At 65.0% G+C, this 23122-nt stretch carries 24 protein-coding genes and 3 pseudogenes; 12 read left to right on the forward strand and 15 right to left on the reverse strand.

Annotated elements, in window-relative coordinates; all coding sequences use genetic code 11:
• Positions 1-300: 300 nt before the first annotated feature.
• The 3 genes and pseudogenes from BHQ18_RS04380 to BHQ18_RS04385 all read left to right on the forward strand — a co-directional run bounded on the left by BHQ18_RS04380 (position 301) and on the right by BHQ18_RS04385 (position 1924).
• Entirely contained in the window at positions 301-1122 is an 822-nt protein-coding gene (locus BHQ18_RS04380; RefSeq protein ID WP_069412382.1) for an SDR family NAD(P)-dependent oxidoreductase, read from the forward strand.
• A gap of 38 nt (positions 1123-1160) precedes the next feature.
• Positions 1161-1463, forward strand: a pseudogene (locus tag BHQ18_RS30395) (acyl-CoA dehydrogenase family protein); the annotation flags it as partial.
• Complete coding sequence (locus BHQ18_RS04385) at positions 1460-1924, forward strand: Zn-ribbon domain-containing OB-fold protein (protein ID WP_069412687.1); 465 nt, start codon at positions 1460-1462, stop codon at positions 1922-1924. The pseudogene BHQ18_RS30395 and the gene BHQ18_RS04385, both read left to right, overlap by 4 nt.
• Here BHQ18_RS04385 and BHQ18_RS04390 read toward each other — a convergent pair.
• Both BHQ18_RS04390 and BHQ18_RS04395 read right to left on the reverse strand, forming a co-directional pair.
• On the reverse strand, positions 1906-2301 hold the full coding sequence (locus tag BHQ18_RS04390; protein ID WP_131815651.1) for a hypothetical protein: 396 nt from the start codon (positions 2299-2301) through the stop codon (positions 1906-1908). The genes BHQ18_RS04385 and BHQ18_RS04390 overlap by 19 nt on opposite strands.
• Entirely contained in the window at positions 2294-2710 is a 417-nt protein-coding gene (locus tag BHQ18_RS04395) for a pyridoxamine 5'-phosphate oxidase family protein (protein ID WP_069412383.1), read from the reverse strand. Before BHQ18_RS04395 ends, BHQ18_RS04390 begins: the two co-directional genes overlap by 8 nt.
• 71 nt (positions 2711-2781) lie before the next feature.
• On the opposite strand from BHQ18_RS04395, the gene BHQ18_RS04400 reads away from it, so the two are divergent.
• Complete coding sequence (locus BHQ18_RS04400; RefSeq protein ID WP_069412384.1) at positions 2782-3903, forward strand: phosphotransferase; 1122 nt, start codon at positions 2782-2784, stop codon at positions 3901-3903.
• A gap of 254 nt (positions 3904-4157) precedes the next feature.
• Here BHQ18_RS04400 and BHQ18_RS04405 read toward each other — a convergent pair whose 3' ends face one another.
• The 4 genes from BHQ18_RS04405 to BHQ18_RS04420 form a co-directional block, all read right to left on the reverse strand.
• Positions 4158-4766 carry a nitroreductase family protein gene (locus BHQ18_RS04405; protein ID WP_069412385.1) on the reverse strand — a complete coding sequence of 203 codons (609 nt, stop codon included), beginning with the start codon at positions 4764-4766 and terminating at the stop codon, positions 4158-4160.
• A gap of 1 nt (position 4767) precedes the next feature.
• Positions 4768-5130, reverse strand: a complete 363-nt coding sequence (locus tag BHQ18_RS04410; RefSeq protein ID WP_069412689.1) for a DUF4286 family protein — start codon at positions 5128-5130, stop codon at positions 4768-4770.
• A gap of 65 nt (positions 5131-5195) precedes the next feature.
• Positions 5196-6200, reverse strand: a complete 1005-nt coding sequence (locus tag BHQ18_RS04415; protein ID WP_069412386.1) for a DUF7064 domain-containing protein — start codon at positions 6198-6200, stop codon at positions 5196-5198.
• Between the two features lie 13 nt (positions 6201-6213).
• Positions 6214-7836 (reverse strand): PEP-utilizing enzyme, encoded by a 1623-nt coding sequence (locus BHQ18_RS04420; protein ID WP_069412387.1) that lies wholly within the window; start codon positions 7834-7836, stop codon positions 6214-6216.
• Positions 7837-8044: 208 nt separating this feature from the next.
• Between BHQ18_RS04420 and BHQ18_RS04425 the strand changes: the two genes are divergently transcribed.
• The gene (locus BHQ18_RS04425) at positions 8045-8965 is read left to right on the forward strand and encodes a TIGR03619 family F420-dependent LLM class oxidoreductase (RefSeq protein WP_069412388.1); all 921 of its coding nucleotides are present in this window, start codon (positions 8045-8047) and stop codon (positions 8963-8965) included.
• 185 nt (positions 8966-9150) lie between these two features.
• Here BHQ18_RS04425 and BHQ18_RS29830 read toward each other — a convergent pair whose 3' ends face one another.
• Together BHQ18_RS29830 and BHQ18_RS04430 are read right to left on the reverse strand one after the other, a co-directional pair.
• The gene (locus BHQ18_RS29830) at positions 9151-9339 is read right to left on the reverse strand and encodes a hypothetical protein (RefSeq protein WP_131815652.1); all 189 of its coding nucleotides are present in this window, start codon (positions 9337-9339) and stop codon (positions 9151-9153) included.
• A gap of 285 nt (positions 9340-9624) precedes the next feature.
• A complete protein-coding gene (locus BHQ18_RS04430; RefSeq protein ID WP_069412389.1) occupies positions 9625-10803 on the reverse strand; it encodes a cytochrome P450 in 1179 nt (392 codons plus the stop codon).
• Between the two features lie 172 nt (positions 10804-10975).
• Between BHQ18_RS04430 and BHQ18_RS04435 the strand changes: the two genes are divergently transcribed.
• On the forward strand, positions 10976-11566 hold the full coding sequence (locus tag BHQ18_RS04435) for a TetR family transcriptional regulator (RefSeq protein ID WP_069412390.1): 591 nt from the start codon (positions 10976-10978) through the stop codon (positions 11564-11566).
• Here BHQ18_RS04435 and BHQ18_RS04440 read toward each other — a convergent pair whose 3' ends face one another.
• Positions 11567-12613 carry a spirocyclase AveC family protein gene (locus BHQ18_RS04440; RefSeq protein ID WP_234794065.1) on the reverse strand — a complete coding sequence of 349 codons (1047 nt, stop codon included), beginning with the start codon at positions 12611-12613 and terminating at the stop codon, positions 11567-11569.
• Between the two features lie 501 nt (positions 12614-13114).
• Between BHQ18_RS04440 and BHQ18_RS04445 the strand changes: the two are divergent.
• The 3 genes and pseudogenes from BHQ18_RS04445 to BHQ18_RS04450 all read left to right on the forward strand — a co-directional run.
• A pseudogene (locus tag BHQ18_RS04445) lies at positions 13115-13797 on the forward strand (hypothetical protein); the annotation flags it as partial.
• Positions 13798-13823: 26 nt separating this feature from the next.
• Entirely contained in the window at positions 13824-13964 is a 141-nt protein-coding gene (locus BHQ18_RS30015; RefSeq protein WP_165614532.1) for a DUF7156 family protein, read from the forward strand.
• Positions 13965-14128: 164 nt separating this feature from the next.
• On the forward strand, positions 14129-14986 hold the full coding sequence (locus tag BHQ18_RS04450; protein ID WP_205866043.1) for a 3-carboxyethylcatechol 2,3-dioxygenase: 858 nt from the start codon (positions 14129-14131) through the stop codon (positions 14984-14986).
• Here the strand turns inward: BHQ18_RS04450 and BHQ18_RS04455 are convergent.
• Entirely contained in the window at positions 14955-16034 is a 1080-nt protein-coding gene (locus BHQ18_RS04455) for a CaiB/BaiF CoA transferase family protein (protein WP_264010111.1), read from the reverse strand. The two genes, BHQ18_RS04450 and BHQ18_RS04455, sit on opposite strands and share 32 nt — an antisense overlap.
• Positions 16035-16151: 117 nt before the next feature.
• Between BHQ18_RS04455 and BHQ18_RS28950 the strand changes: the two are divergent.
• Positions 16152-16768, forward strand: a pseudogene (locus BHQ18_RS28950) (CoA transferase); the annotation flags it as partial.
• Here BHQ18_RS28950 and BHQ18_RS30885 read toward each other — a convergent pair.
• From BHQ18_RS30885 to BHQ18_RS04480, 4 genes are all read right to left on the reverse strand, one after another.
• Positions 16700-16999, reverse strand: a complete 300-nt coding sequence (locus tag BHQ18_RS30885; protein WP_069412392.1) for a hypothetical protein — start codon at positions 16997-16999, stop codon at positions 16700-16702. The pseudogene BHQ18_RS28950 and the gene BHQ18_RS30885 overlap by 69 nt on opposite strands.
• Before the next feature lie 78 nt (positions 17000-17077).
• Positions 17078-18418, reverse strand: a complete 1341-nt coding sequence (locus BHQ18_RS04470) for a TetR/AcrR family transcriptional regulator (protein WP_069412393.1) — start codon at positions 18416-18418, stop codon at positions 17078-17080.
• 12 nt (positions 18419-18430) lie between these two features.
• Positions 18431-18880 carry a MaoC/PaaZ C-terminal domain-containing protein gene (locus BHQ18_RS04475; protein WP_069412394.1) on the reverse strand — a complete coding sequence of 150 codons (450 nt, stop codon included), beginning with the start codon at positions 18878-18880 and terminating at the stop codon, positions 18431-18433.
• Positions 18877-19311, reverse strand: a complete 435-nt coding sequence (locus BHQ18_RS04480; RefSeq protein WP_084293879.1) for an FAS1-like dehydratase domain-containing protein — start codon at positions 19309-19311, stop codon at positions 18877-18879. The genes BHQ18_RS04475 and BHQ18_RS04480 overlap by 4 nt, the downstream gene beginning before the upstream one ends.
• 78 nt (positions 19312-19389) lie before the next feature.
• Between BHQ18_RS04480 and BHQ18_RS04485 the strand changes: the two genes are divergently transcribed.
• Entirely contained in the window at positions 19390-20850 is a 1461-nt protein-coding gene (locus BHQ18_RS04485; RefSeq protein WP_069412396.1) for an aldehyde dehydrogenase, read from the forward strand.
• Between the two features lie 19 nt (positions 20851-20869).
• Complete coding sequence (locus BHQ18_RS04490; protein WP_069412397.1) at positions 20870-22003, forward strand: NDMA-dependent alcohol dehydrogenase; 1134 nt, start codon at positions 20870-20872, stop codon at positions 22001-22003.
• Positions 22004-22008: 5 nt separating this feature from the next.
• Here BHQ18_RS04490 and BHQ18_RS04495 read toward each other — a convergent pair whose 3' ends face one another.
• Positions 22009-23109, reverse strand: coding sequence for a Gfo/Idh/MocA family protein (locus BHQ18_RS04495; RefSeq protein ID WP_069412398.1), 1101 nt, complete (start codon positions 23107-23109; stop codon positions 22009-22011).
• Between the last annotated feature and the right edge of the window lie 13 nt (positions 23110-23122).

Here is a 23122-nt window from a genome sequence, read left to right on the forward strand (position 1 = left end):
GAGCAAATCACGCGCCGTCAACGACACCTCGACCGAACAGGAGGCCACCCCCGCAGCCCTGACTGCCTGAACCATCACATCGAAGAATCACACGACGACGTCGTACACCACGTCCCTGGACTTGACCCGACCTTGAGGTCGAGACCTTGGGATAGCCCAAATATGCGCTGACTAGCCCTGGCGTCGGAAAAGTGCATGCCGATTCGGCTGGGCGCCAGGGTCCGGCAACTCGTCGCCACTTGATCAAAGCGATAAATGGTTTACGGTTTAGCCACCACGTTTGGGAGGGGTTGAGGCGGAGTGCGAATCATCGTCACAGGCGGGAATAGTGGCGTCGGCCTGGCGACCGCGACCGCGATGGCCGCGGCGGGCCATGAAGTGGTGATCGCCTGCCGGTCGCTGAAGAAGGGGCACGAGGCTGCGGCGGCGATGTCGGGGGACGTCGAGGTACGCGAACTTGATCTCGCCGATCTCACCAGCGTGCGCAAGTTCGCCGACACCGTCGACGCGGTCGACGTGCTGGTCAACAATGCGGGTGTGCTGGGCCTGCCCCTGACGCGCACGGCCGATGGGTTCGAGGCGCACATGGGCACCAATCACCTCGGACACTTCGCGCTGACCTGCCTGCTCGGCGACCGGATCCGCGACCGGGTGATCTCGGTCTCCAGCACCAACTACACCACAGCGCAGATTCATTTTGACGATTTGAACTGGGAGCGCCGACGCTACAACCCCTGGGCGGCCTACGGCGAGTCCAAGCTGGCGAACCTCCTGTTCGTGCGCGAGTTGGTCGCCCGCGGCAAGACCGCGTACGCATCGGACCCCGGGATGACCAACACCGCGATCACCCGCGACGGTTCAGGCATGCTGCAGTGGGCGGGCCGGGTGATTTCACCGTATATCGCGCAGAGCCCGCCTGACGGCGCGCGCTCGACGATCCAGGCCATCTCCACGACGCTGCCGAACGGCACCTACTTCGCGCCGCGCGGCTTGATGCATCAGTGGGGCAGGCCGAAGCCGACCACGCTCAAGGCCAAGGCAGTCGACCCGGACAGCGCGCGACGGCTGTGGGAGTGCTCCGCGAAGCTGACCGGGTGCGAATGGCAGGATGGCGCGCCATGATCCTCGAGCGGCTACTGTCGAACTCCGAAGCGCGAGAGCTGGTTCAGCTTGCGGCTGATGTCGTCGACAAGGTGCTCGACCCGATCGTCGAGCACGAGCGAACGACATTCGGCCGCAGGATCATCGACCCATCAGGGTTTGTCGTCTCTGCCGGCCCACATTGCAGCAGCTGGCGACTCCACCCGCGCCACCTACCTCGATGCGGCACGCCGGCTACATCTGCAATTACCGCGTCGAGCGCTACATGCGCGAGGCCAAGTTCACTCAGATCTTCGAGGCACCAACCAGATCAGCGCCTGGTCATCGGCCGGTCGCTCAGCTGTGCAGGAGGCACGACATGACAACCGCCACGTATTATCAACGGCCACAACTGAGGTTAGCGCCTAGCCCTACCGCTGAATCGCGCGCGTTCTGGACCGGCGGCCAGCGCGGCGAGCTGCTGATCAACCGGTGCCACGCTTGCGGGCGCTTTTTCCATCCGCCGGGTCCGACGTGTTGGCGCTGTCGCAGCACGGATGTCGCCCCGGAGCCAGTGTCGGGCGAGGCGACCGTTGCGGCCTTTACGGTGAACCGGCAGATCTGGATCCCCGGATACGAGCCACCCTATGTCGTCGCGATCGTCGAGCTGGACGACGAGCCCGACGTGCGGCTGATCACCAACATCGTGGGCGTGGCCATCGACGATGTCAGGGTCGGGATGGCGGTGGAGGTCTTCTTCGAGGATTGGACGGCGCTGTCGGGAGAGGAGGACAGCCGGGTTTGGATTCCGTTGTTCCGCCCCATTCAATCGGGTTCCGCCTGAGCGCTTCTCGAGCGGCGGCGGTCTGTTGCGAAGGAGAAAGTCGCGACACGAGCAACCGTCAGGGCGACCACCGGGCGCTGCCCCGCAACGCGCACGGCCGGCCCCTGGGCGATCACCCCCCGGATAGCTTCGTAAGTTTCGAAAGAGTCGGCGACCACGCATGCGGACAGCTCGTCGTCGAACGCGGACGCCAGCTCCGCGTCTGCGACTTCGGCAGTCACGATGTCCCCATCCTTGTTCAGGATCCGCGCAGGCATCGCGAGCAGCCGGCCGTCATCGCCGCTCACGCAGATCGCACCCGACGGTTGGGCGGCGAGAAACGCGACGAGCTCGGCCTCCGACATGCTGCCCGGGCCACCGCGCCTTTCCTCAGCCATGGGCACAAACCTCCTCGACATCGAGCCGAATGAAACTTCGCTTGCCACTGAGCAACCGATCGCGAACCTTCGCGGCCACCGAGTCTGGCACCCGAACTTCAGGTGAACTGCGCGCCAGTATTCTGGCGATCTCTGTGGGGCACGGTCGGTAGATCTCGACGCGCCCCCGTACCGATGCCCACGACGCTCCGTCCTCACTCTTCACCACGCATGCTGCCTCCGGGTCGGCGCGCAGATGGCCGACCTTCGCGCTCCTGGTGTACGTGGCGAAGTACAGCCCGCCAGACTCGTAGGTGAGGGTACGCATCGCATAGCCGATGGGATGTCCGGCGGCGTCGCGACAGAACAGGAACGCACGGTGATTGCGCCTCAGGAAGTCCGTGAGCGCCAGTTCGTCGAAACTCGTCACTCGATCATGTTCGTCGCTGCTAATATGACAGTCAACTGTCACACATTCTTGACACCAATGGAGTCTCGACCATGTCAACTATCCTTCCGGTCACGCTGCGCTCGGCGGCCGACCTCACGCCGGACATTCTCACCACGCTGCTGCGTCGGCACGATCCGACGGTCACCGTAACGGCCGCGGCGTTGAGCCGGACCTGGCAGGGCACCACGTCCCATCTGCATCTGGACGTCGACTACGCCGCCGCGGACACGTCGCTTCCCCGCCATCTCTTCGTGAAAACGCAACTCGGCACCGTGCACGACCTGCCCGAGGCGGTGGACATCTCGTTATCGGAGGGCGGTGGCGGCACGGTACTGCTTGACGATGAAACAACGTTCTACCGCGACCTTCGGGCCGATCTGGAGGTCGAGACCATGACGACGTACTTCGCTGAGCACCTCGACGGCCCTTCGCAATTCATCATCGTCGCCGAGGACATCACGCTGCGCGGCGCGCAGGTGCCGGACGCGGTCGCTGGGCTGTCCGTCGAGCAGGTCGATGAGCTACTCGCGACGTTGGGCCGGGTCCATGCGCCGTTCTGGGACAGCCCGCGTCTGCGCGATGACGGCGACCTGTCCTGGTTGAACCATCCCATCACCGGCAAGTTCGCAAAGTTCCTGCGCGAAAACGGGTTCGCCATCATTCGGATGTTCCTCGAACTGCCCTACAAGAAGGCGTTGCTGGACGCCACCGGTGAGGACGCGGACTCGATGGAGGCTGCGTTCTGGAAGCTGCAGGAGACCGTAGCAGGCTCAGACGGGAGTCCGATCACACTGCTGCACGGCGACCCACACCCACGCAACACCTACGCACTGCCTGACGGCCGCATGGGTGTCCTCGACTGGCAACTTGTGCGGCGTGGGTCGTGGGCACACGATGTCGGCTACGCCTTGATCGGCGCGCTGCAACCGGACCTTCGGCGCAGCCATGAGCGGGAACTGCTCGACAACTACCGCGGCCGGCTACGCGACGCGGGCGTAGCGGTGCCTGACCGCGAGCAGATGTGGACCGCCTATCGGCGCAGCCCGGCATGGGGCTTCTGCATGTGGGCGATCACACCCGACCAGATGTACTCCGTCGAGATCGTCACGGCGGTGCTAGGTCGGTTCGCCGAGGCCTACTCGGACCTCGGAACCGGCGCGCTACTGCGCTGAGGCCTTTGCGGCTGTCGCGCAGCTCAAGTCAGGACCGTGTGTTACTTATTTGCCGCTGTCGCTGACGAGGAACTGAACCGCTCCGACACGTCGGCGGTTTCATTGATATGGACGGGCGGCGCGTTCATCATCGAGGTGTTGACCCCGGTCATTAAGCGAAGGTTGTTGACGGCCAAGCGCTGCGCCTAGGCCCGTACCGGACCCGTGACCCAATCTTCACCCTACGGCGGGAAGGAGATCCTGGATCTCGCGAATTACCAGGCGTTGCCGAATTTCTCGCGGTAGGTCACCTCGAGGGCGGGTCGGCGCCGGGGCGGTGAGAGCTTCTTCAACGACTGGCCGACATACACCGCCGCCATGGGCAGCAGGGTGTCCGGTAGCGCCAGCAGCTCTCGAACGCGCTCGATGCCGAACGTGGTCAGTCCGGTGGTCAGACAGGACCCGTATCCGAGGTCAGCCGCCGCCAGCAGCAGGTTCTGCACGGCGGGATAGATCGACGACGGGGCATAGATCTCGGCGACCCGTGCAGTGTCAGCGCAGACGACGATGACGACGGGCGCCGCAGCAAATCCGCCTCGCGCGAAACCGAATTCGAGGTCGTCGATGAGCACCTGGTCGTCCAGACTCTGCTTCACGAAGTCGCCACCGCCGGCATTCCACGTCTCGGTCCACCAGTCGGCGAGCAGTTTGCGACTCTCCTCGTCGCGGACAACGACGAACGACCACGGCTGCGTGTTCTCGGCGCTCGGTGCGTGCACGGCGAGCTGCAGCATCTGCTCGATATCGGATTCGTGCACCTTGCCGTTCGGATCGAATCGCCTGCAGGCGCGCTGTGACAGTACCAGTGTACGGAATTCGCTCATCTCAGTCGGCCAACCGTCGTTCGCCCCTAGGCGTCCAGCCGGTCATGGACACAGTGGACAAGTCGAGCGTCTCGCCGAGCGACAACTTGCCCGTCATCACACGGTTCAGGAATTCCGCCATCACCTCTTGCGGCTCCCTGTCGAGTTCGTAGATCACCATGTAGCGGTGGGTGGGCGGAGGAAGCTGCGCGGGCAGGTCCTCGTCGTCGGGGATCGTCAGCTCGGCCAGGTCGTAGCGCTGCGCCGCTACTACGCCGGGAACGTCGAGCACCTCGGGCACGTGGACGGAGTCATACCACTTGTTGAATTGGTCGTCCTCACCCTCGATGGGATTGCTCAGGACTACGAACCGACTTCCGGTCACCAGCACGCCTTTCGACAGAGCCCCTCCGGGCTAGGCCTCCACACTATGGCAGTCGACTGTCACAGTCAACGAGCGGAGCTCGGCGTCATCGCCGACCGCTCGATGTAGCTGTAGCCGGTTTCGCCTGCCCACTGCACCTCAGCCCAACTGACCGTGTACGCCCGCACCGGATCGGCGACACCGTAGGGCAATCCGTCGGCCATGGTTATCCACATCGACGAGCGGATGACACCGTCGATCACGCGACCGCCCCCCAGTGTGAAGGAAAATGTCTCCCCGTCCCGAGCCAGCGTTGCGGGCGGTGGTGCGCTGACGATGTCGACGTGACGTAAAGTGCCGTCTTCCACCACGTAGGCGCCTTCTAGTGTGGTGTGACCGTCGCGGGCCCAGTAGCGGCACATCCCGAATGCCCGGCCGCCGGGCAATACCGCGCCGGTGATCACATGGCCGCCCCAGTCCCTGAGAGTGTCGGCGCCGCGGGGCCCACGTGAATGATCTCGCCAGCCAACACCGTTGAAGTCGATGGCCACGCCGTCGACAACTACGTGCCCCGTCACGCGGGTGAGTTGCTCGTAGTGTTCGCGCGCCCAACTCTGCTCGGCCATTCCTTCGCCGGCGGTGGCGGCGTCCCACACCGGCGTCGCACACTCGACCTCGAGGTCCATGCGCACGTGACTCTTGGGGCCGTCGACGAGCAGGCCGGTGCGCATCTGCTCATAGGATGAACGGAGGCAGTATCCGTCAAAAGTGATACGCCACTTCTGGAATGGTTGCTCGCACTGGAACTCTAGATTCGCGCCCGCGGGTTGACGCTCGGCGACCGTGCGGTGATAGGCCCACATACTGAGCACACCTTGGTCCTCGGGAAGCGCAATGAGCACCCGGTCTTCCCACATCTCCCACTTGTCGGCCACGGTGCCCAAGTGCAACCACATGCCGACGTCGTTTACGGGATCGTACGGCGTGAACAGCAGGTTCTCAGTCCATGCCGGAATATCGGGGCACGCCCGCACGGTGCGCTCGCTGTCCGGATTCAGCCCGGAGGACAGCTGCCGGATCGTGCTGCTCAATGGATGATCCTTTCTATCCGGCCGACGCGGCCAGCACGGCGATCTCGCCGGTTGAGCCGTCGACACGTACGACATCTCCGGTGCGAAGGACCTTGGTTCCGTTGCCAGTCCCGACGACACAGGTGATGCCGAGTTCACGTGCCACGATTGCGCCGTGGCTGGCGGGGCTTCCGATATCAGTGACCAGCGCTCCCGCCAGCGACACCAGCGCCGTCCACCCGGGATCGACGAATTTGCACACCAGCACTTCACCGTCCTCGAGAACGTCGTCGGAATCGGCGTCGAGTACCACCCGCACAGTCCCCTCGACCACGCCGGGTCCCGCGGGCGTGCCGCGTACGGTGGCGTCGCTGCGGTCACCCACGTTGTCTGACCCGGTCGGCCCAACCGGCTCCGGCATACCGATGAAGGTCACCGGAACCTCGAAGTCCCGATACGCTTCGCGCCGTTCCCTTCGGTAGGCAACGAGTTCGCGTACGTTGCGCGGTAGCGGGCCGAGCAACTCCTCTGTGGTGAGGTAGAAGGTGTCGTCGGGAGAATCGAGCTTGCCTGCCGCAACCAGGTCCCGGCCGAGTGCGCCTGCGGCCGCTCTGGTTCCGTCCACCGCGGTGAGGAAGCCAGCCTTGGTCAGTTCCACCGACCGCACCTGAAATCCGGTGAAGTGCATCAGCCGGCGTAACAGAGGCCTACGCCACGCAGGCAAGCCGGCCAGCAGTTCTGCCTCCGCCCGCTCTCGGGCGACCACAGCACGCTGCGCCCGCACCCGAGGTCGTTCGGTTTCGGGTCGGCCCGCATGAACCGCGGCGATCCGGACCACCGCCTCGGGATCCTCCCGCCACGAATGCCCTATCACGTTGCCTTCATTGGGACCGTGGAAGCCATGCCGCTCGAGAAAGTCCGCGACCGATAGCTGTCCCTGCCCCAATGACCACACATCGTCGGCGAGCCGGGTCTCGATGACCCCGCCGTACCCGGCAAGCAACGTAGGAACCAGATCCGAGCGGCCGAGCCGGACGCTGATCGACTCCACCTGGGACCGCAGCATATTCAGAATCATCCGAGTGCGGACATGTACCCGCATGACCGCAGTGAAGCGGGCGACGGAATCGGTCAACAGCGCGCGCGCATCAACCGGAGTGCCCGGCAATACCTCGGCTCGCCACCACTGCATCTGGTCGTCATATGCACGCTGAGGCGCCCAGCGTTGCCGTGTTGCGGCCAGTGGCGCTTTCACCAGTACGAATGGGATGCGGGTGGGATCACTTTTGGTGGGGGCGGCGTCGGCGCGCACCGAACCCAGCAGGTCTCGTTCGAAGTCGTCACCGGTGGTTCCGGGAAGCAGCCCGGCCAGCTCACGGGCGCGATCGACATTCATCGCCTGCCTGCCGTAGAAGCACGCCGTCGCCCACTGGTTCGGGTCGTCGGGGACAGCCAGCTCGGACCGGGGCAACACACCGAAGTCGTAGATGCCTGCGCGAGACGCGAGTTCGACACCGCCGCCCCACAGTGACCAGCACAGGGGCGACAGGATGTCTGGAGTGGCCTCGCCGACGTTGGTCAGCGTCCACATCCGTTCCGGCTCGCTGCGGCCCCGAATCGGGTCTGTCAGGCCTGCGGAATCACTGTCGTCGGGCATGGTCCTCCTGACCCACTGGTGACAGTCTACTGTCATTCTCTGGGTGATTCTGACATGTCGGGTCGCCGGGAGTATCTGTTTCCCAGATCCTCCAGTCGACAAGTTGACTGTGACAGTTGACTGCCATAGTGTTCTCGGTCACATGGTTGGTGCCGTGGCCGCCGAGTGCGCCTCCTGGCGATCCTTGAACCGAACTGAAAGGCTGGCAATGAGATTCACCGTCTACCTGCCCAACTGTATGCACGTCGCCGCTGTCACCCAGCCCTGGGAATACGAGCTCGGCGGCCAGGACATCGTCAGGGTCGCTCGACGGGCCGAGGAGCTGGGTTACTCCATGGTCTTTCTGCCCGAGCACTTTTTCACCCCTAGGCCGCACGTCGAGTTGTCGGGCAACCACTACTTCGATGCCACCACCGCCCAAGCGTTCATTGCGGGTGCCACGTCCACGATCTCTATCGGGTCCATGGTGACCATCCTTCCGCTGCACAACCCGATCATCGCCGCCAAACAGATTTCGACATTCGATTGGCTCAGTGGCGGACGCGCGCAAGTCACGGTCGGCGTCGGCTGGCTGAAGGACGAATTCGACGCGATCGGCGTGCCCTTCAACAAGCGAGGCCGGGTGATGGACGAGTGCCTCGAGGCAATGTTTGAGCTATGGCACAGCGACTCACCAAGCTATGACGGCGAATTCGTCAAATTCGACGACATCGCCTTCGGGCCGAAGCCGATTTCGTCTCCCCACCCCACCCTCTGGATGGGTGGAGATGCCGACGCGGTGCTGCGCCGGGCGGCCCGCTTCGGCGACGGATGGGCACCATGGCTGACCAAGCCCGACGAGTTGCCCGCCAAGCTCGACTACCTACGCTCGCAACCCGGATTCGACGACCGGCCGTTCTCGGTGTTCTACAGCCTGGCGGTGCTGTCCATCGGTCAGGAACACGCGATCGTCGACGATCCGAACGCCCAGTTCGGCCAGAGCGCTCAGCAGGTCATCGACAACTGCAACATGCTCGCTGAGCGCGGCGTCACCGATACCTGGGTCAACCCGCCACCGGTGAACGACTTCAACGCCTACCTGGACCACATGCAGTGGGTGGCCGAAGAGGTCATGCCGAAGGTCGGCTGACTGTGATGCCCAGGAACGTGGGAGTCCCGTTCCTGATATGAAATTGCTGAATCGAAACTAGTTGTGCGACTGACGAAGACCGGCTGAGGTCCGGCCTGGGTCTGTTTTAGCAGTCTTGCGTACGGGTTTGGCCGCCGAGATTACCCAGAGGCCGCTGATGCGGTGCAAGCGCACACACTTTCCCATTAAGCCTGGGCGTAGCTGCCGGAGTGGATATGGCCGATGCCACGGTCAGGGACGCGCCAGTAGAAGTTGGGCTGACGTTCCGCCCCTTTGTCGGTATGGACCTTTCTCGACTTGGAACCGCAGCCACGACAAGAAACTGATTCGCCGGTGTGGCCCTTTGTGGCGTCGAGGCGCAGCAAGCCGGTCATGCGGAGCAGGCTGGCGCAGATGGATGACTTTCTCCGCCACCTCCGACTGGGCCACCGTTGGCAGTGCAACAGTGCAACAGTGCACTGGAGCGGTTGTTGAGGCCTCCGAGACCCTAGCTGACCTCCACCGCATACCTCAGCACAACCACAGGCCGGTTGGCTCGCCTGACTCGGTGCTCTTCACTCCACACGCGATCAGCCTCGCGGCTCCATTAGTCAAGTTCCCGGACCGTCAACGGCCTCAGTCGATTTGAGGCCTAGTTGATCGCACCTAGTCGCCGACCCTTACGCAGGTGTGATATTCAGCGGTGCCGAACGCAGGCCCATAGTCCCCGTCGGCCATGGCATCTGCGGTTCCTTGCCGTCGACGTGGGAGTAATCGGGAATGCGCGTGTGCCATTCCTCGAGGATGAGGCGCAGTTCGAGCCGTGCGAGGTGCGAGCCCAGGCAGCGGTGCGGCCCGCGACCGAACGCGAAGTGCACGGCCTTGCCGTCCACGTGAACCGTGTCGGCGTCGTCGTAGCGGCGCGGATCGCGATTTGCGCTGCCGTAACTGAGCATCACGGTGGTGTCCTTCGGTATGACGCGGCCGGCAACCTCCACCTCTTGGGTGGTGACGCGGGGCGCGAACGGAACGGGACCGTCGACGCGCAGGATGTCCTCAATGAAGGCGGGAATGAGCGAGTAATCGCTGGCTATCCGGCCTCGGAGTTCCGCGTCACCTGCCAGCTTGGCCAGAGAGAAGCCCACCGCCGAGGTCACGGTATCCAGGCCTGCCAGCACGAACATGAAGCACAGGCCCAGAATTTCGTTGTCGTCCATAGCCCCCTCGTCGGTGTCCTGCATCAACTGGCTGAGCATGTCGGTGCCGGACGGGTCGGTCCGTCGCGCGGCGATGTGCTCCGTCAGATAGGCGAAGAGTTCCATTGCGTGCGCAAGAACCTCGGGAGTGGCCTCCGAGCTACCGGGGTCGGTGAACTCGAGTATCGAGTCCTTCCACTGCACCAAGCGGTCGCGATCCTCCATGGGCAGTCCGAACAGTGTCAAAAACACCTGGGATGGAAACGGTGTGGCGAGATCGGGCAGAACGTCGCACACGCCTTTCGCCACGATCGCGTCGATCAACTCGCCGGCTTGCCGCCGAAGTTCGGGCTCGCGTTCGGCCATTTTCTTCGGGCTGAAGAACGGGTCGAGCATGCGCCGGTACCTGGTGTGATCGGGCGGATCGATTGCGATAGGGATCATCGGGACGGGACTGCCCAGCCGATCGAACGCCTTGGCCGAAGAGAAGATGTCAGGCCTTTTGGCCGCGAACTCCACCGCGTCGGCGCTGGTGAGCACGATTTCCTCGCCCGCGGTCACCGCCTCCCCCGCGTCCCGCAGTTCCCGCCATGCGCGCGACCGATCCTGTCCGAACGGAAGCTCGCTGAGGTTCACAGTTCCACTGACTTCCAGCTTGTTCATGGGTGGAGATCCTCTCTGCGCGTTACCGCAAACTACACATCCGGAGACACTGTGACAGTAGACTGTCACATATGCGGAAGTATTGCGGGCGAATCCACGAGTGTCAACGACGTCAGCTCACCGAACCGCGTTGTAGTGTCGGTTCAGCCGAGGCGATCGAGGAGGCGGCGTGATGGCACGTGGGGATCGCTCACCACGGGACGCACATGCGGACCGGACACGGAATGCACTACTCGAGGCTGCCCTGAATCTGTTCAGCGTCAACGGTTACGACGACACCACAACGGACCAGATCGCCGAGAGCGCCGGCGTGTCGCCGCGGACGTTCTTTCGCTACTTCCCCACCAAGGAGTCGGTGCTGTTCTTCGGCGAGTACGACTTCATCGACGCCGTCAGCGGCGTGTATCTCGCCCAGCCTGAGGAACTGTCCGATTTCGAGGCCATGGCGAACTCGTTCGCACTCCTTGCGCCTGGACTCAAGCGCATCCGAAAGCGAATCGCGCAGTACCGTGAAGCGGTCGCATCGTCGCTGGTGCTGCTCGGGCGTGAGCGCAGGAACCACGAGGCCAACGCCGAGACGGTGGCGAAGGCGATCGCCGAACGGCGCCATCTAGCGACTCCGGATGACGAGTGCCAGCTGTTGGCATCGGTCGGGATGCTGCTCGTCGAGCGATCCCTCATTCAGTGGTTGGCCACACCGGGCCGGGGCCTCGACGACATCATCCGCGAGGAGTTCGCCGCACTACCCGTAGTACTGAAATAGCTAGCGATCGTCGAACAGCGTCCCGTCGGGACAGCGCCGTGGTGTATCCGGGCCGCAGTATTGCGTGCGCAGATATGACGGGTACGTATCGGTCGGGCCTGCGTAGAGCCCGGCGATGTTGACGGGCACGTCGTATACGCCGATCGCGATCACATGCATGAAACCGGCGACGGCCAGCACCCGTAGCAGTGCCTTGAGCTTCGGCCCGGCCCAGTGCAGAGTCTCGATGCCGGACTCGACCCGGATCTGGCCTTTGCGGTTCCGGAAGAACATCAGCGCTCCGCTCGTGCTCAGCACCAGAGACCACAGGATGGGGCCGTAGAGCGGGATCTGCACGGTTTGCCCGGCCCACAGCGTGACACTCGGAATCGAAGCGGGATAGGCGACCAGCCCGTGATGCACCGCGAAGATCTCCAGCGGGAACTCGATAACGTACACCGCGAGCCAGCCGCAGCAGAACGTGCGAACGGGTCCCAGCGCCGGCCAGCGGCGCCGTGCCCGTCCCATCGCCCACCGCGCGAGCGATCCCATCGCCAACGGCATCCAGATGTAGATCATGCCGATCATCAACACAGGTTCGGCCATGAACCGGCTGCCGGGACTCAGCGATCCGGGGACGTTCTCCATCCAGTTGCCGAAGTTCACCAACCCGGCGTTGTAGAACAAAACCGGCTGGAACCAGTTGATCAGGGGATCGTGCCACCAGGCGATCGTCGATCCGATGACGACGGCCGCCTCGACGCAAAGCTGACGCTCGCGCAGGCACTTGCGAACCACGTAGACGATCGCACCGAGTGCCAGTAGCGGGCAGGCGATCTGGAAGGCGATGATCGCCGCCTGGGTCCCGCCGGGGATCGGATCAGGACCGGGAGCGACCGGCGCCGCATTCCCGGAGACGATCCACGAGGTGTAGACGTAGGTGGCGAATGCGACGCACACTGCGCCGACCGCCGACCAGAACAACACCGGTCGGATGGTTCTGATCTCCGGCTGCGCAGCTCTGGGCGCGATCCCGCCGACCTCGTCGGCGCTCTTCAAGTCGGTCAAGGCAAACATCCCTTCGGCAATGACCTACCAAACATGGCAGTTCACTGTCACAGTGTCAACGGTCGCACGAGAATGCGCGGCTAGCGGTAGCGGCGGTTCATCAGCGTCGTGGCCTCGCGCCTCGCCCCCGCGTAGGCATGCCGTGCACGTGGTGTCATGCCGACGACTCTGCTGCCGCCTGGTTTGTAGAAGCGCGCCTCGACGGCCAACCTGCGGTCCGTGGCGCCCGTCGCGCCGCCGAGGGGTGAATCCGGCTGCGCCCACACCGCCCGGCGTCGAACCGCATAAATGGCGCGTCAGCCGGTCGGCTGTGATCCCCGAAGCCGAAGGCGGTCCCGTGCCAGGCACTTTCGGCATGACTGCGGCAGCCGGTTACCGACGGCGGAGAGGTTGTCCGCGCTAGCGACGCGGTTCATCGACGATTTCCGTGACATCGACATATAGCCGAATAGGTTACACAAGAAACGTGACAGCTCGTTAGACATTTATAGGGTTCAGCAAGCCTTCGCCGAACATCATCTACTCGACTGGCTGCCGATCTAGACGCCAAACGATCCGCTGTTCATGCCATTCGCCTACGCCGTTTACTGGGGCGTACACGCACTCCTGGTGTTGTGTCTTAGCCAGTGGGTGTCCCGCGGTTCGGCTGGAGCATGCTCAAATCGATGGTCGTGCTTGCTATTCCGGTCAACTACGTATGGGACTTCGTCGTCGAGGGCACGGCTACGGCGATGGGCTGGTGGACCTACGACCCTGGCATCGGCCCGGTGCTCGAATGGAGCAACGGTGGTCGCATTACGCTGCTCTGGACCATCGGCATCATGTGCACGTGGCCCAACCTGATCGCCTACTGGGCCGGCAAGCCGCCGGTCCGTGGGCTGAACCATTTCGAGCGGTTCTGCCGATTAGATCGCTTCACCATTCCCAAGACGTCACCGCACATGTCCAGCGTGAGAGATGCTCCCGGTGGTGTCGCCCTTGCTGCCACACAGGCACCCTTGACCAAGCAGCAGGAGTTCGGCGACTACCTCAACTACGAGGCCACCATTCCGCGGTGGCGCTTCGAGCTGATGCGACTGGGGACCTGGTACATCGTCTTCCAGGTCAGCTTCTTCGTTTTCCTTATTCTGCCGCTGGTGATCATGCGGTGTGCCACCGGCGCCGACAGCCCCTACATCCCCTGATCACTGAGGAGCCTGACACGAAGGACATGCCCGCCGCGTTCTTCCTTCCCCCGCAGAGCAATGAGGCGCTGAAGGAAAACATCCGACTGCTCGCGGGGTGCACCGCGCTCATCGCGATACTCGGCGTCATCGTGGCGCTGACGCAGGGCATCGTCGTCAGCGTGTAATCCCGTCGTCCGAGGGGGCGCAGTGCAATAGCGTTGTCTAGCAATCCAAAGGACAGGATTCGGGCCAGCTCCTCGATGGAGACGGGCGGCATTAGCCGGTGCGAGCCTCCCGCCCAGCGGCGTACTCATCTAACATTGGTGTCACTTCTACCGGAGGTGCGTAAGTGACGTCAGAACGGTTGGTGGTCTGCGCGAGCCACAGCCCAGGCAAGGAACGCGATGTGGAGCACGCCTTCGGGCGCCGCTTCCGAGCTGCGCTGGACATGGCAGCGGACCGGGTCCGGCAGTTCGATCCCGACCTGGTGGTGGTTTTCGGCGGTGACCACCGTCGGGCCTTCCGCCATGTCGTGCCGGCGTTCGGGATCGCGCTGTCCGCATCCATTCTCGCCGAGGGCCGGCATCCAAGCGGTGATCTCGACGTGCCACCCGACACTGCCCGACTGCTGTGCGAACACCTGCTGTGGGACGGCTTCGATGTCGCGGCGTGCCGCGACATCGGATTGGATCATGCATTCGCACAGCCGATCCGAGACCTGGTGGGCGAGTTGGCGGACAAACCCGTCATTCCCGTGGCAGTGAACTGTGCGACCGCTCCCCTGCCCAGGGGGCGCCGCGTCGCCGAGTTCGGCGCGGCGGTGGGACGGTTCCTCGACGGCCTCGACGAACGGACCGTGGTCATCGGGACCGGCGGTTTGTCGCACTCGCCGCCGAGCCTGGAGGTCGACACCTACGACCTCGGTGACGAACAGCGGGCCAAGATCATCGCCGACGGAATGCCGGAGGCTCGCACGAAGATTCGGCCCGACTGGGATGCCGAGGTGTTGCAAGCGATGTCGGCCTGGGATGTGGAGAGGTTGGTCGGACTCGTAGACAACGCGCACGCGCGAGCGGGGGCGGGAGCCAACGAAGTCCGCACTTGGCTGGCAGCCGGGGCCGCGGGCGGCGGGCGGCCGGTATCACCGTTGGGCTACGAGCCGGTGCCGGAATGGATCACCGGGATGGCGGTCGCCGCGTCGTCGTGAGTGGGCCGTCCGCGCCCGGCTTCGGGGTAGGCGCAGGCGTGCGGGAAAACAGCGGCGCCGGTGCCGGCTGGAGTGTTCCTCCGACGTCGACGAAGATGTTGCGCGCCTTCAGATGTGGATCATCCATGGCTTCGGTGGCGGTCAACACCGGCGTGACGCAAGCATCGCTGTCGGCGAACAGCTGCGACCAGTGGTTGCGGGGATGCGCACCGAACCGCTCGGACAGCACCCGCCGCATCGCCGGCCAACCCGCGGGGTCACGTTGCGGACCAAGAGTGGTTGGATCGATGTCCAGCAGTCGAAGCAACTCGGCATAGAACGCCGGCTCCAGTGCGCCAACCGCCACGTAACGGCCGTCGGCGCACTCGTAGGTGCTGTAGAACGGCGCCGAGCCATCAAATGCATTGGCCCCCCGCTCATCCGACCAACGTCCGTCGGCCAGCATCGACCACACCACGTGGCCCAGCATCGAAGCTCCGTTGACTATGGCGGCGTCGACGACCTGCCCGCGGCCGGAATTCTGGCGCTCGATCAGGGCGGCGAGCACGCCGACGACCGCGAACAGCGAGCCCCCTCCGTAGTCACCGACGAGGTTGAGCGGCGGCGGTGGCGGCCGGTCCGGGGCACCCATAGCGTGCAGCAAGCCGGTAAGACCGATGTAGTTGATGTCGTGCCCGGCCTGCTGGGCGCGGGGACCAGTCTGCCCCCATCCCGTGACCCGGGCGTAGATCAGACGCGGGTTGAGCCGTGCGCACTCGTCTGGACCCAGGCCAAGCCGCTCGGTGACCCCGGGGCGGAACCCCTCGAGGAGAACGTCGGCTCTGTCGATGAGTTCACGCACCGCGGCGAGTTCGTCTGGATTCTTCAGGTCCGCGGCCACGACTCGCCTGCCGCGGTGGCCCGCGACCGCGCCCCCGGGTCGCTGCACGCGGGTCACCTCTGCGCCGAGGTCGGCCAGCATCATGGCTGCATGCGGGCCGGGGCCCATACCCGCCAGTTCGACCACGCGGATCCCAGACAGCGGACCTGACGAAACGGCGTGCTCCACGATCCCAATCCTAGCGATAATCTGACATATTGTGCATATCTGATATCGCAGCCATAGGCCTAGACGATCTAGTACGCGGTCTGTGGCATTGTTAATCTGACATCAACGTCATACCGCGTGGGAGTATCGCACCGTGAGTATCTCGCGCCGGCGCAGGAGCCGCTCGCGGGCATCAGCGTCGTGAGCCTCGAGCAGGCCGTGGCCGCGCCGTACGCGACCCGACAGCTCGCTGACCTCGGCGCCCGTGTCGTGAAAGTCGAACGACCACGTGGCGGCGACTTCGCCCGCGGCTACGACCACACCGTCCGAGGCGAATCGAGCTATTTCTTCTGGCTCAACCGCGGCAAGGAGTCGCCGGCCGTCGATCTCAAGCACCCTATGACCTGTTGATCCAGGCCGAAGCCGGACTGTTGTCCGTGACAGGCTCGCCGGGCAACTTGGCGCGAACCGGTGTGTCCATCGCCGACATCGCCGGGATGTTCACCTTTTCGGGCATCCTCACCGCGCTCTACACGCGGGCCATGACCGGCGTGGTTCGGCCGGTGTCGGTGTCGCTGTTCGACGCGCTGGTGGAGTGGATGTCACAGCCCCTCTACTACGGCCGCTACGGAGGCACTCCGCCTCTACTCACGGGAGCGCGCCACGGATTGCGCCGTATGGGCCGCTCATTTCCCCGTGATGGCGACACGGTGTTGCTGGCGGTGCAGAATACGCCCGAATGGCAGCGCTTCTGCGAAGTCGTATTGGAAGCACCCGACGCCTTGGAGCAGCGCCTGCGGCTCGCCGGTGTCGCCCACGCGCGGATGAACGACGTCGAGCAACTGGCGCACCATCCGGTGCTGACCGGCCGTGACCGCTGGCGCACGGTACGCACCCCGGGCGGGGATGCAGACGCGATGGCGCCGCCGGTTGCACTCGGTGGCGTCGAGCCTTTGATGGGTGACGTGCCTGCCCTGGGCGCGCACAGCAGAACGATCCTGCGGGAATTGGGGTGTTCGCCCGAAGCCATCGACGGCCTCTTCGGTGCGGGGAGTGACGTCCGGCTAGGTCGAGCGCCCGAAGAAGCCCCGCTTGATACAAGTCATCAGCAAGGTGACGATCTCGTCGTCGTCGACGGGGTGGGGCAGATCCAGAGTGGCCTGCGGCACCCGCGTGACCAGCGCACGCACGATCAGCGCGGAGACCACGGGGTCGAACGGGTAGACACCCGGTCGCCGGATCAGCATCCGTGCCGCACCGAGGTCCATGAGCACCTGGCCGTGCTCGCCGATGCCGAGGATGGTGGCGTCGTCGGTGGCGCCTTCGGCCCACACGTCGATGCAACCGGAATACCTGTCGTAGAACTCGACGTAGGTGGCCAGCCAGTGCTGCAACGTGGATTCGTCGGCGACGGGATCCAGCAGGGCGATCCAGTCCGCGAATGCCCTTGCGGCACCGTAGATTTCGCTCGCGATGGCTGCTAGCAGATCCTGCTTGTCGCTGAAGTACTTGTAGAAGGTGCCCCGCGCCACGGCCGCGGCCTCCACGATGTCGTCGACGCTGGTACTGCGATATCCGCGGGCCCGGAACTGCGCGGCGCCCGCGTCGGCCAGCGCGGTCACGGTGGCCACCGCCCGCTTGCTGAGGTTGGCGGTGCGCTCGCTGATGGACAGTCCCGCGACGTTCGGTTCCTCAGGAATCTTCACCGCATCCACCTCGGCGGCGGGGTCGTTGCTGGCGCGCAGCCGTAGCGAGGTCAACACAGCGGCGGGGGTGTCGGGAAACAGCACCAACTGTAGGAACACCGACAAAGTGTCGACGGCATCCTTGGCGCTGCGGCCGTAGGCGCCGTCGGTGTGGACGAACAGGTTGATGCGGTGCACGAGGGCGGTCATCGTCATGGCCGCGATCTCAGGATCGATCCCTGTCACACCCGAGGCGGCGAGGCGTTCGGCCACCCGGTGGTTGTAGCTGCGGACGAAGCGGGCGATTTCGGGCCGGACGTTCGCGTCCGACGAGGCGATCGCCGTCCACTGGACGAACATCGTCGAGTACTTCTCGAACACCCAACTCCACTCGCCCAACCACCAATTGAGGTTGTCGAAGCCGACCTCGTCCGGCCCGAGAGGGCCGATGCGCCGCGCCACCCTGAACAGCGCGCTACCGCATTCGTTGAGCAACTCGAGGAAGATCTCGTCCTTGCCCCTGAAGTACTGGTAGAGCGTGGCCCGCGACACTCCCGCCGCCTTGGCGATCGCATCGACCGACGTGTCGAAGTATCCGAGCCGCCCGAACAACTCCAGCGAGACCTCGGTGATCCGGGTGCGGGTACTTGCACCGCGGGCACCGATGGCAGGACTCGATGGGCCGTAGCTGGCCCGGCGGACGATCGATGCTTCGGACATGATGCGTCCAGCCTATGGTGTGGCTGGGCTGACGGCGCCGCTCGCTGTCGTGTTTCGCGGAATCAGGAACTCCGCCGAGCCGGTCACAGCCACCCCGCCCGTTTGGCGGGTGGCCGCCAACTCCACCGTCACCCGGTCCGCGCCCGGCTCCTCGGTGACGTCAACGATCGTCCCCGAGCAGGTGAGCACGTCACCGGGCCACACCTGTTCACGGAAACGCACCCCGAATCGGCGCACGTTGCCTGCCCCAAGCCAATCGGAGGCGAATCCAGCCAGCAGGGCCGCGGAGAACATCCCCTGCCCGAACACCGAGGGATACCCCGCCGAGCGAGCGAGTTCGTCGTCGTAGTGCATCGGGTTGAGGTCGCCGGACGCCCCGGCGTAGCGGACGAACATCTGACGGGTGAGCGGCCCGAACTCTCGTGCCGGCGCCTGCGTTTCCACCTGCAGTGCGGCGCTCACTTCGCGGCCGTCTCGATGAAGGTCGCCCTGGCCTCCGCCACGAGTGCTCCTTGTGGGTCGCGGTATTCGGTGACGACGGTGGCGAACTGCATGGTGCCGCCCCGCTTACCCGGTTTGGAGAATCGCTCGACGAGACGCTCCCGCGCGGTCAGGACCGCGCCGGCGGTGGGCACCTCGCCGTGGAAGGTGTACTCCTGCTCGCCGTGAAGCAGTCGCTTTCGATCGAACCCCACATTGACGCGCACGCCGGGCGGCGCCCAGCGGGCGGCGGTGGTGAGGAAGGTCGGTGGCACGATCGCGCCGGGTCCGCGGAAGTCTGGGTTGTCGGAGAGCATGGCCTCGGCGAACTCCGCGATCTTGCCCCGCTCCACGACCACTTCCCACGGGCGGCCCTCGGTCCCATCGGTATCACTGTCAGGCATAGCGGTCATAGTGACCAATAGTGTCAGAATATCTTCTCCACGGGTAGGTTGATCTCCCATCATCCCCAATGAGCCGCTTGTCTGAAAATGACATCGCTGCCAGAATCGGTGCCCATGGTCGAGTTGGCGGCGAGCTACGTAGCGGGAAAGTGGGCTGCAGGTGCACTCGCGGAAACTGTGGAGGTGACGTCACCGGCTACGGGCCAAGTGGTGGGCGCGATCGGCGTGGCGGGCACCGAAGAGGTTGATGCCGCTGTCGCCGCCGCGCGTGCAGCGTTGGCGACGTGGAGGCAGGTCTCCCCCGCCGACCGGGGCGCCGCGCTGGGCAGGCTCGCCGACGCGTTGACTGCCCGCAAGGGCGAACTGGCCGATCTGGCCACGGCGGAGATCGGCTCGCCGCGGTCGTGGAGCACCTTCGGGCAGGTCCTCACCGCCACCGGCGTATTGAAGGCCTATGCCGCGATCGCACCCGAGTATCCGTTCACCGCCACCCGCCCCTCGATGACGGGTGGAACCGTGGAGGTACGCCAGGTGCCCGTCGGTGTCGTGGGGGCGATCGTCCCGTGGAACACCCCGCTGTTCATCGCCGCTCTCAAACTCGGCCCCGCCTTGGCGGCCGGCTGCACGGTGGTGCTCAAACCCGCTCCGGACGCACCACTGGCCTTCGGCGTGCTGATGGAGGCGATCGAGCAGGCCGGCATCCCTGACGGTGTGGTCAACGTCGTCAACGGAGGCACCTCGACCGGCGAGCTGCTCGTCGAGCATCCGGGGGTCGACAAAATCAGCTTCACCGGATCTACGACGGTGGGCGCCAAGATAGGCGCGGCGTGTGGCACCAGAGTGCGACGCTGCAGCACCGAACTCGGAGGCAAGTCGGCGGCCATCGTGCTGCCCGACGCGCCGCTGGAACGGACGGTCAAGGGTCTGGTCGGCGGCGTGATGGGCAACAACGGTCAGTTGTGTGCCGCGCTGACGCGTATCCTATTGCCCCGCAGCCGATACGACGAGTTCGTGAGTGCGCTCCAGGTGGCCGTCGAAGCGCTGACCGTCGGAGACCCCGCGGACAGATCCACCGATATCGGTCCACTGATCAACGAAGCCGCTCGCGACAAGGCGGAAGGGTTCCTGCGGCGGGCACGGGACGAAGGAGCCACCGTGCTCGTCGGCGGCGAACGACCGAACCTGCCAGGATGGTTCGTCGCGCCCGCGCTGGTGGCGGCGACCAACGACATGGAGATCGCTCGCGAGGAGGTCTTCGGTCCGGTGGCCGTCGTCATAGCGTACGACGACAGCGAACCGGACGCAGAAGATGCGGTCAGCATTGCCAACGATTCCCGCTACGGCTTGGTGGGCGCGGTCTGGTCGGCCGACGAGCAACGGGCCGCTGAGGTGGCAGCACGACTTCAGGTCGGCTCGGTGGCGGTGAACTCGACCGCGGTCCTCGATTTCGGCAGTCCGTTCGGCGGATTCAAGCAATCAGGCATCGGTCGCGAGGGCGGCCCCGAGGGCCTCGCGGGCTTCGTCGAATATCAAGCCATCATCCGTTAGGCCGGAAGGAAATCACGGAATGCAGACACAGGCCGCCGTGCTGTTTGAGCGCAACACGCCATGGTCGATCGAGACCATCGAACTGGACCCGCCGAGGGCGACTGAGGTACTCGTCGAGCTGCATGCCTCGGGTATGTGCCATTCCGACGACCATCTCGTCACCGGCGACATGCCGATCCGGCTGCCCTGCATCGGCGGTCACGAGGGTGCGGGCGTCGTCAAGGCGGTCGGCGACCACGTGTCCTGGCTCGCCCCCGGCGACCACGTCGTGTTCAGCTTCATCCCGTCCTGCGGCCGGTGCCCGTCGTGCTCAACGGGCCATCAAAGCCTCTGCGACCTTGGCGCAAAGATCTACTCGGGCATGCAGATTCACGACGGAACCGCACGCCACCGCCTCAACGGCGAGGATCTCGCACTGGCTTGTGGTGTCGGATCGTTCGCGCACCACACCGTCGTTCACGAGGCGAGTTGCGTCAAGATCCCGGACCACTACCGGCTGGACCGGGCGTGCCTGCTGGGCTGCGGCTTCATCACGGGATGGGGATCGTCTGTCTATGCCGCCGACGTCCGACCGGGTGACACGGTTGCTGTTGCGGGCGTCGGTGGCATCGGCGCCGCGGCAGTGCAAGGTGCACGGCTGGCCGGCGCCCGCACGATCACCGTCATCGACCCGTCGGAGTACAAGCGGGAGGAGGCGCTCAAGATGGGCGCCACCCACACGGCAGCGGATTGGAAAGAGGCGAAAGGTGTTGTTGCCGAAGCGACTTGGGACCGCGGGGTGGACAAGTTCATCTGCGCGATGGGCGTCGGTGATGGTCAACTCATCGGGCAGGCGCTGGCAATGACGGCCAAACGCGGCAAGCTGGTGGTCACCAATATCCACCCGATGTTGGAACGCGAGATCCGAGCGAACCTGATGGATCTCACGCTCACCGAGAAGCAGATCGTCGGAACCCTATACGGCTCGGGCAATCCACGGGCGGACATCCCGAAGATCCTGGAGCTCTCCAGTGCCGGACAGGTCGACCTGGATGCGATGGTCACCCGCACCTATCCCCTGGCTAAGGTCAACGACGGCTACGCCGACATGCATGCCGGTGCCAATATCCGTGGCGTGCTCATCTATCCGCCCGCGGAGGCAGCGCTGGGCTGAACCGCTCACGCCTTGGCGTGTACCGGTTCCCATCCACCGCCCTGGGCGGAGCGGTGCGCTGCGTCGATCACCGCGAGTGACACCAGCCCGTCCTCGAACGTGGCCGCGGTACTCGGCTCGCCGTCGAAGGCGGGCAGCCAGTCCTCGAGCATGAGCGCCATCGCCCGACTGGCATGGCCGGCCAGGCCGGTGGGCAGCCGGTCCGGGTGGGCGGGTTCACGCTCATCCACCTCCAGCGGGGTCAATCCGTCATCGGTGGCCAGACCCGCCGAGTACCGTGCCGATCGAAGATCGCCGTCCCCGATGATCGTGCCGTCCGAGCCGAACACCTCGAGGCGGTAGTGGTCGGCGTGCGCACCCATCACCGAGACACTGAGCACCGCAGTCATGCCGGACGGCATCCGCATGAGCACAGCTGCGGTGTCATCTGCGGTGATTCGCAGGGTCTCGCCGTCGGCGAGGTGACGGACGGGGTCGCTGACGGTGACCTCGGCGCACACTTCCTCGGGCGCACCGAACAGGCTGCACACGAAGTCGAGGTCGTGCACCAGCATCCCGGCGAGGTAGCCGCCACCCTGTTCCCGGTCATACATCCAGCGCGCCTGCGGCGGATGGCTCGGGTGCCAGTACGACGCGCTGCGGCTCACCCGTGCCAGGTACTGGTCACCGAGGAACCCCGAACGCACCCGATCAGCAACAGCGAGCCAGTCCGGATTCCAGCGATTTTCGAAGCAGCATGCCGTCGGTACGCCGGCTGCCGCGGCGGCACGCACCATCTCGCGGGCCGCCTCCGGGTCGCCGGCAAGCGGCTTCTCGCACAGCACGGGTTTGCCCGCGGCGAGGGCGGCCAGCGTCATGTCGCGGTGCAGCACCGTCGGTGTGGCGACGGAGATCACGTCGAGGTCGTCCCGCTGGACGAACGACTCCCAGTCTGTCGACGTCTCCTCGATCCCGAGCTTGGCCGAGACGCGCTCCAGACGATCCGGGGTGCGGGCGCAGAGCGCAACGGGCTCGAAGCCCGCCGCCGCCCGGAAACCTGGCACCTGTACGTGCGCGCCCCACCCCACACCGATGATGCCGACTCTCAGCGGGGTGCGGTCCGTCATGTGCCCTCCTCGG

This window comes from Mycolicibacterium flavescens, assembly GCF_001722335.1.
GTDB classification, from domain to species: Bacteria; Actinomycetota; Actinomycetes; order Mycobacteriales; family Mycobacteriaceae; genus Mycobacterium; species Mycobacterium flavescens.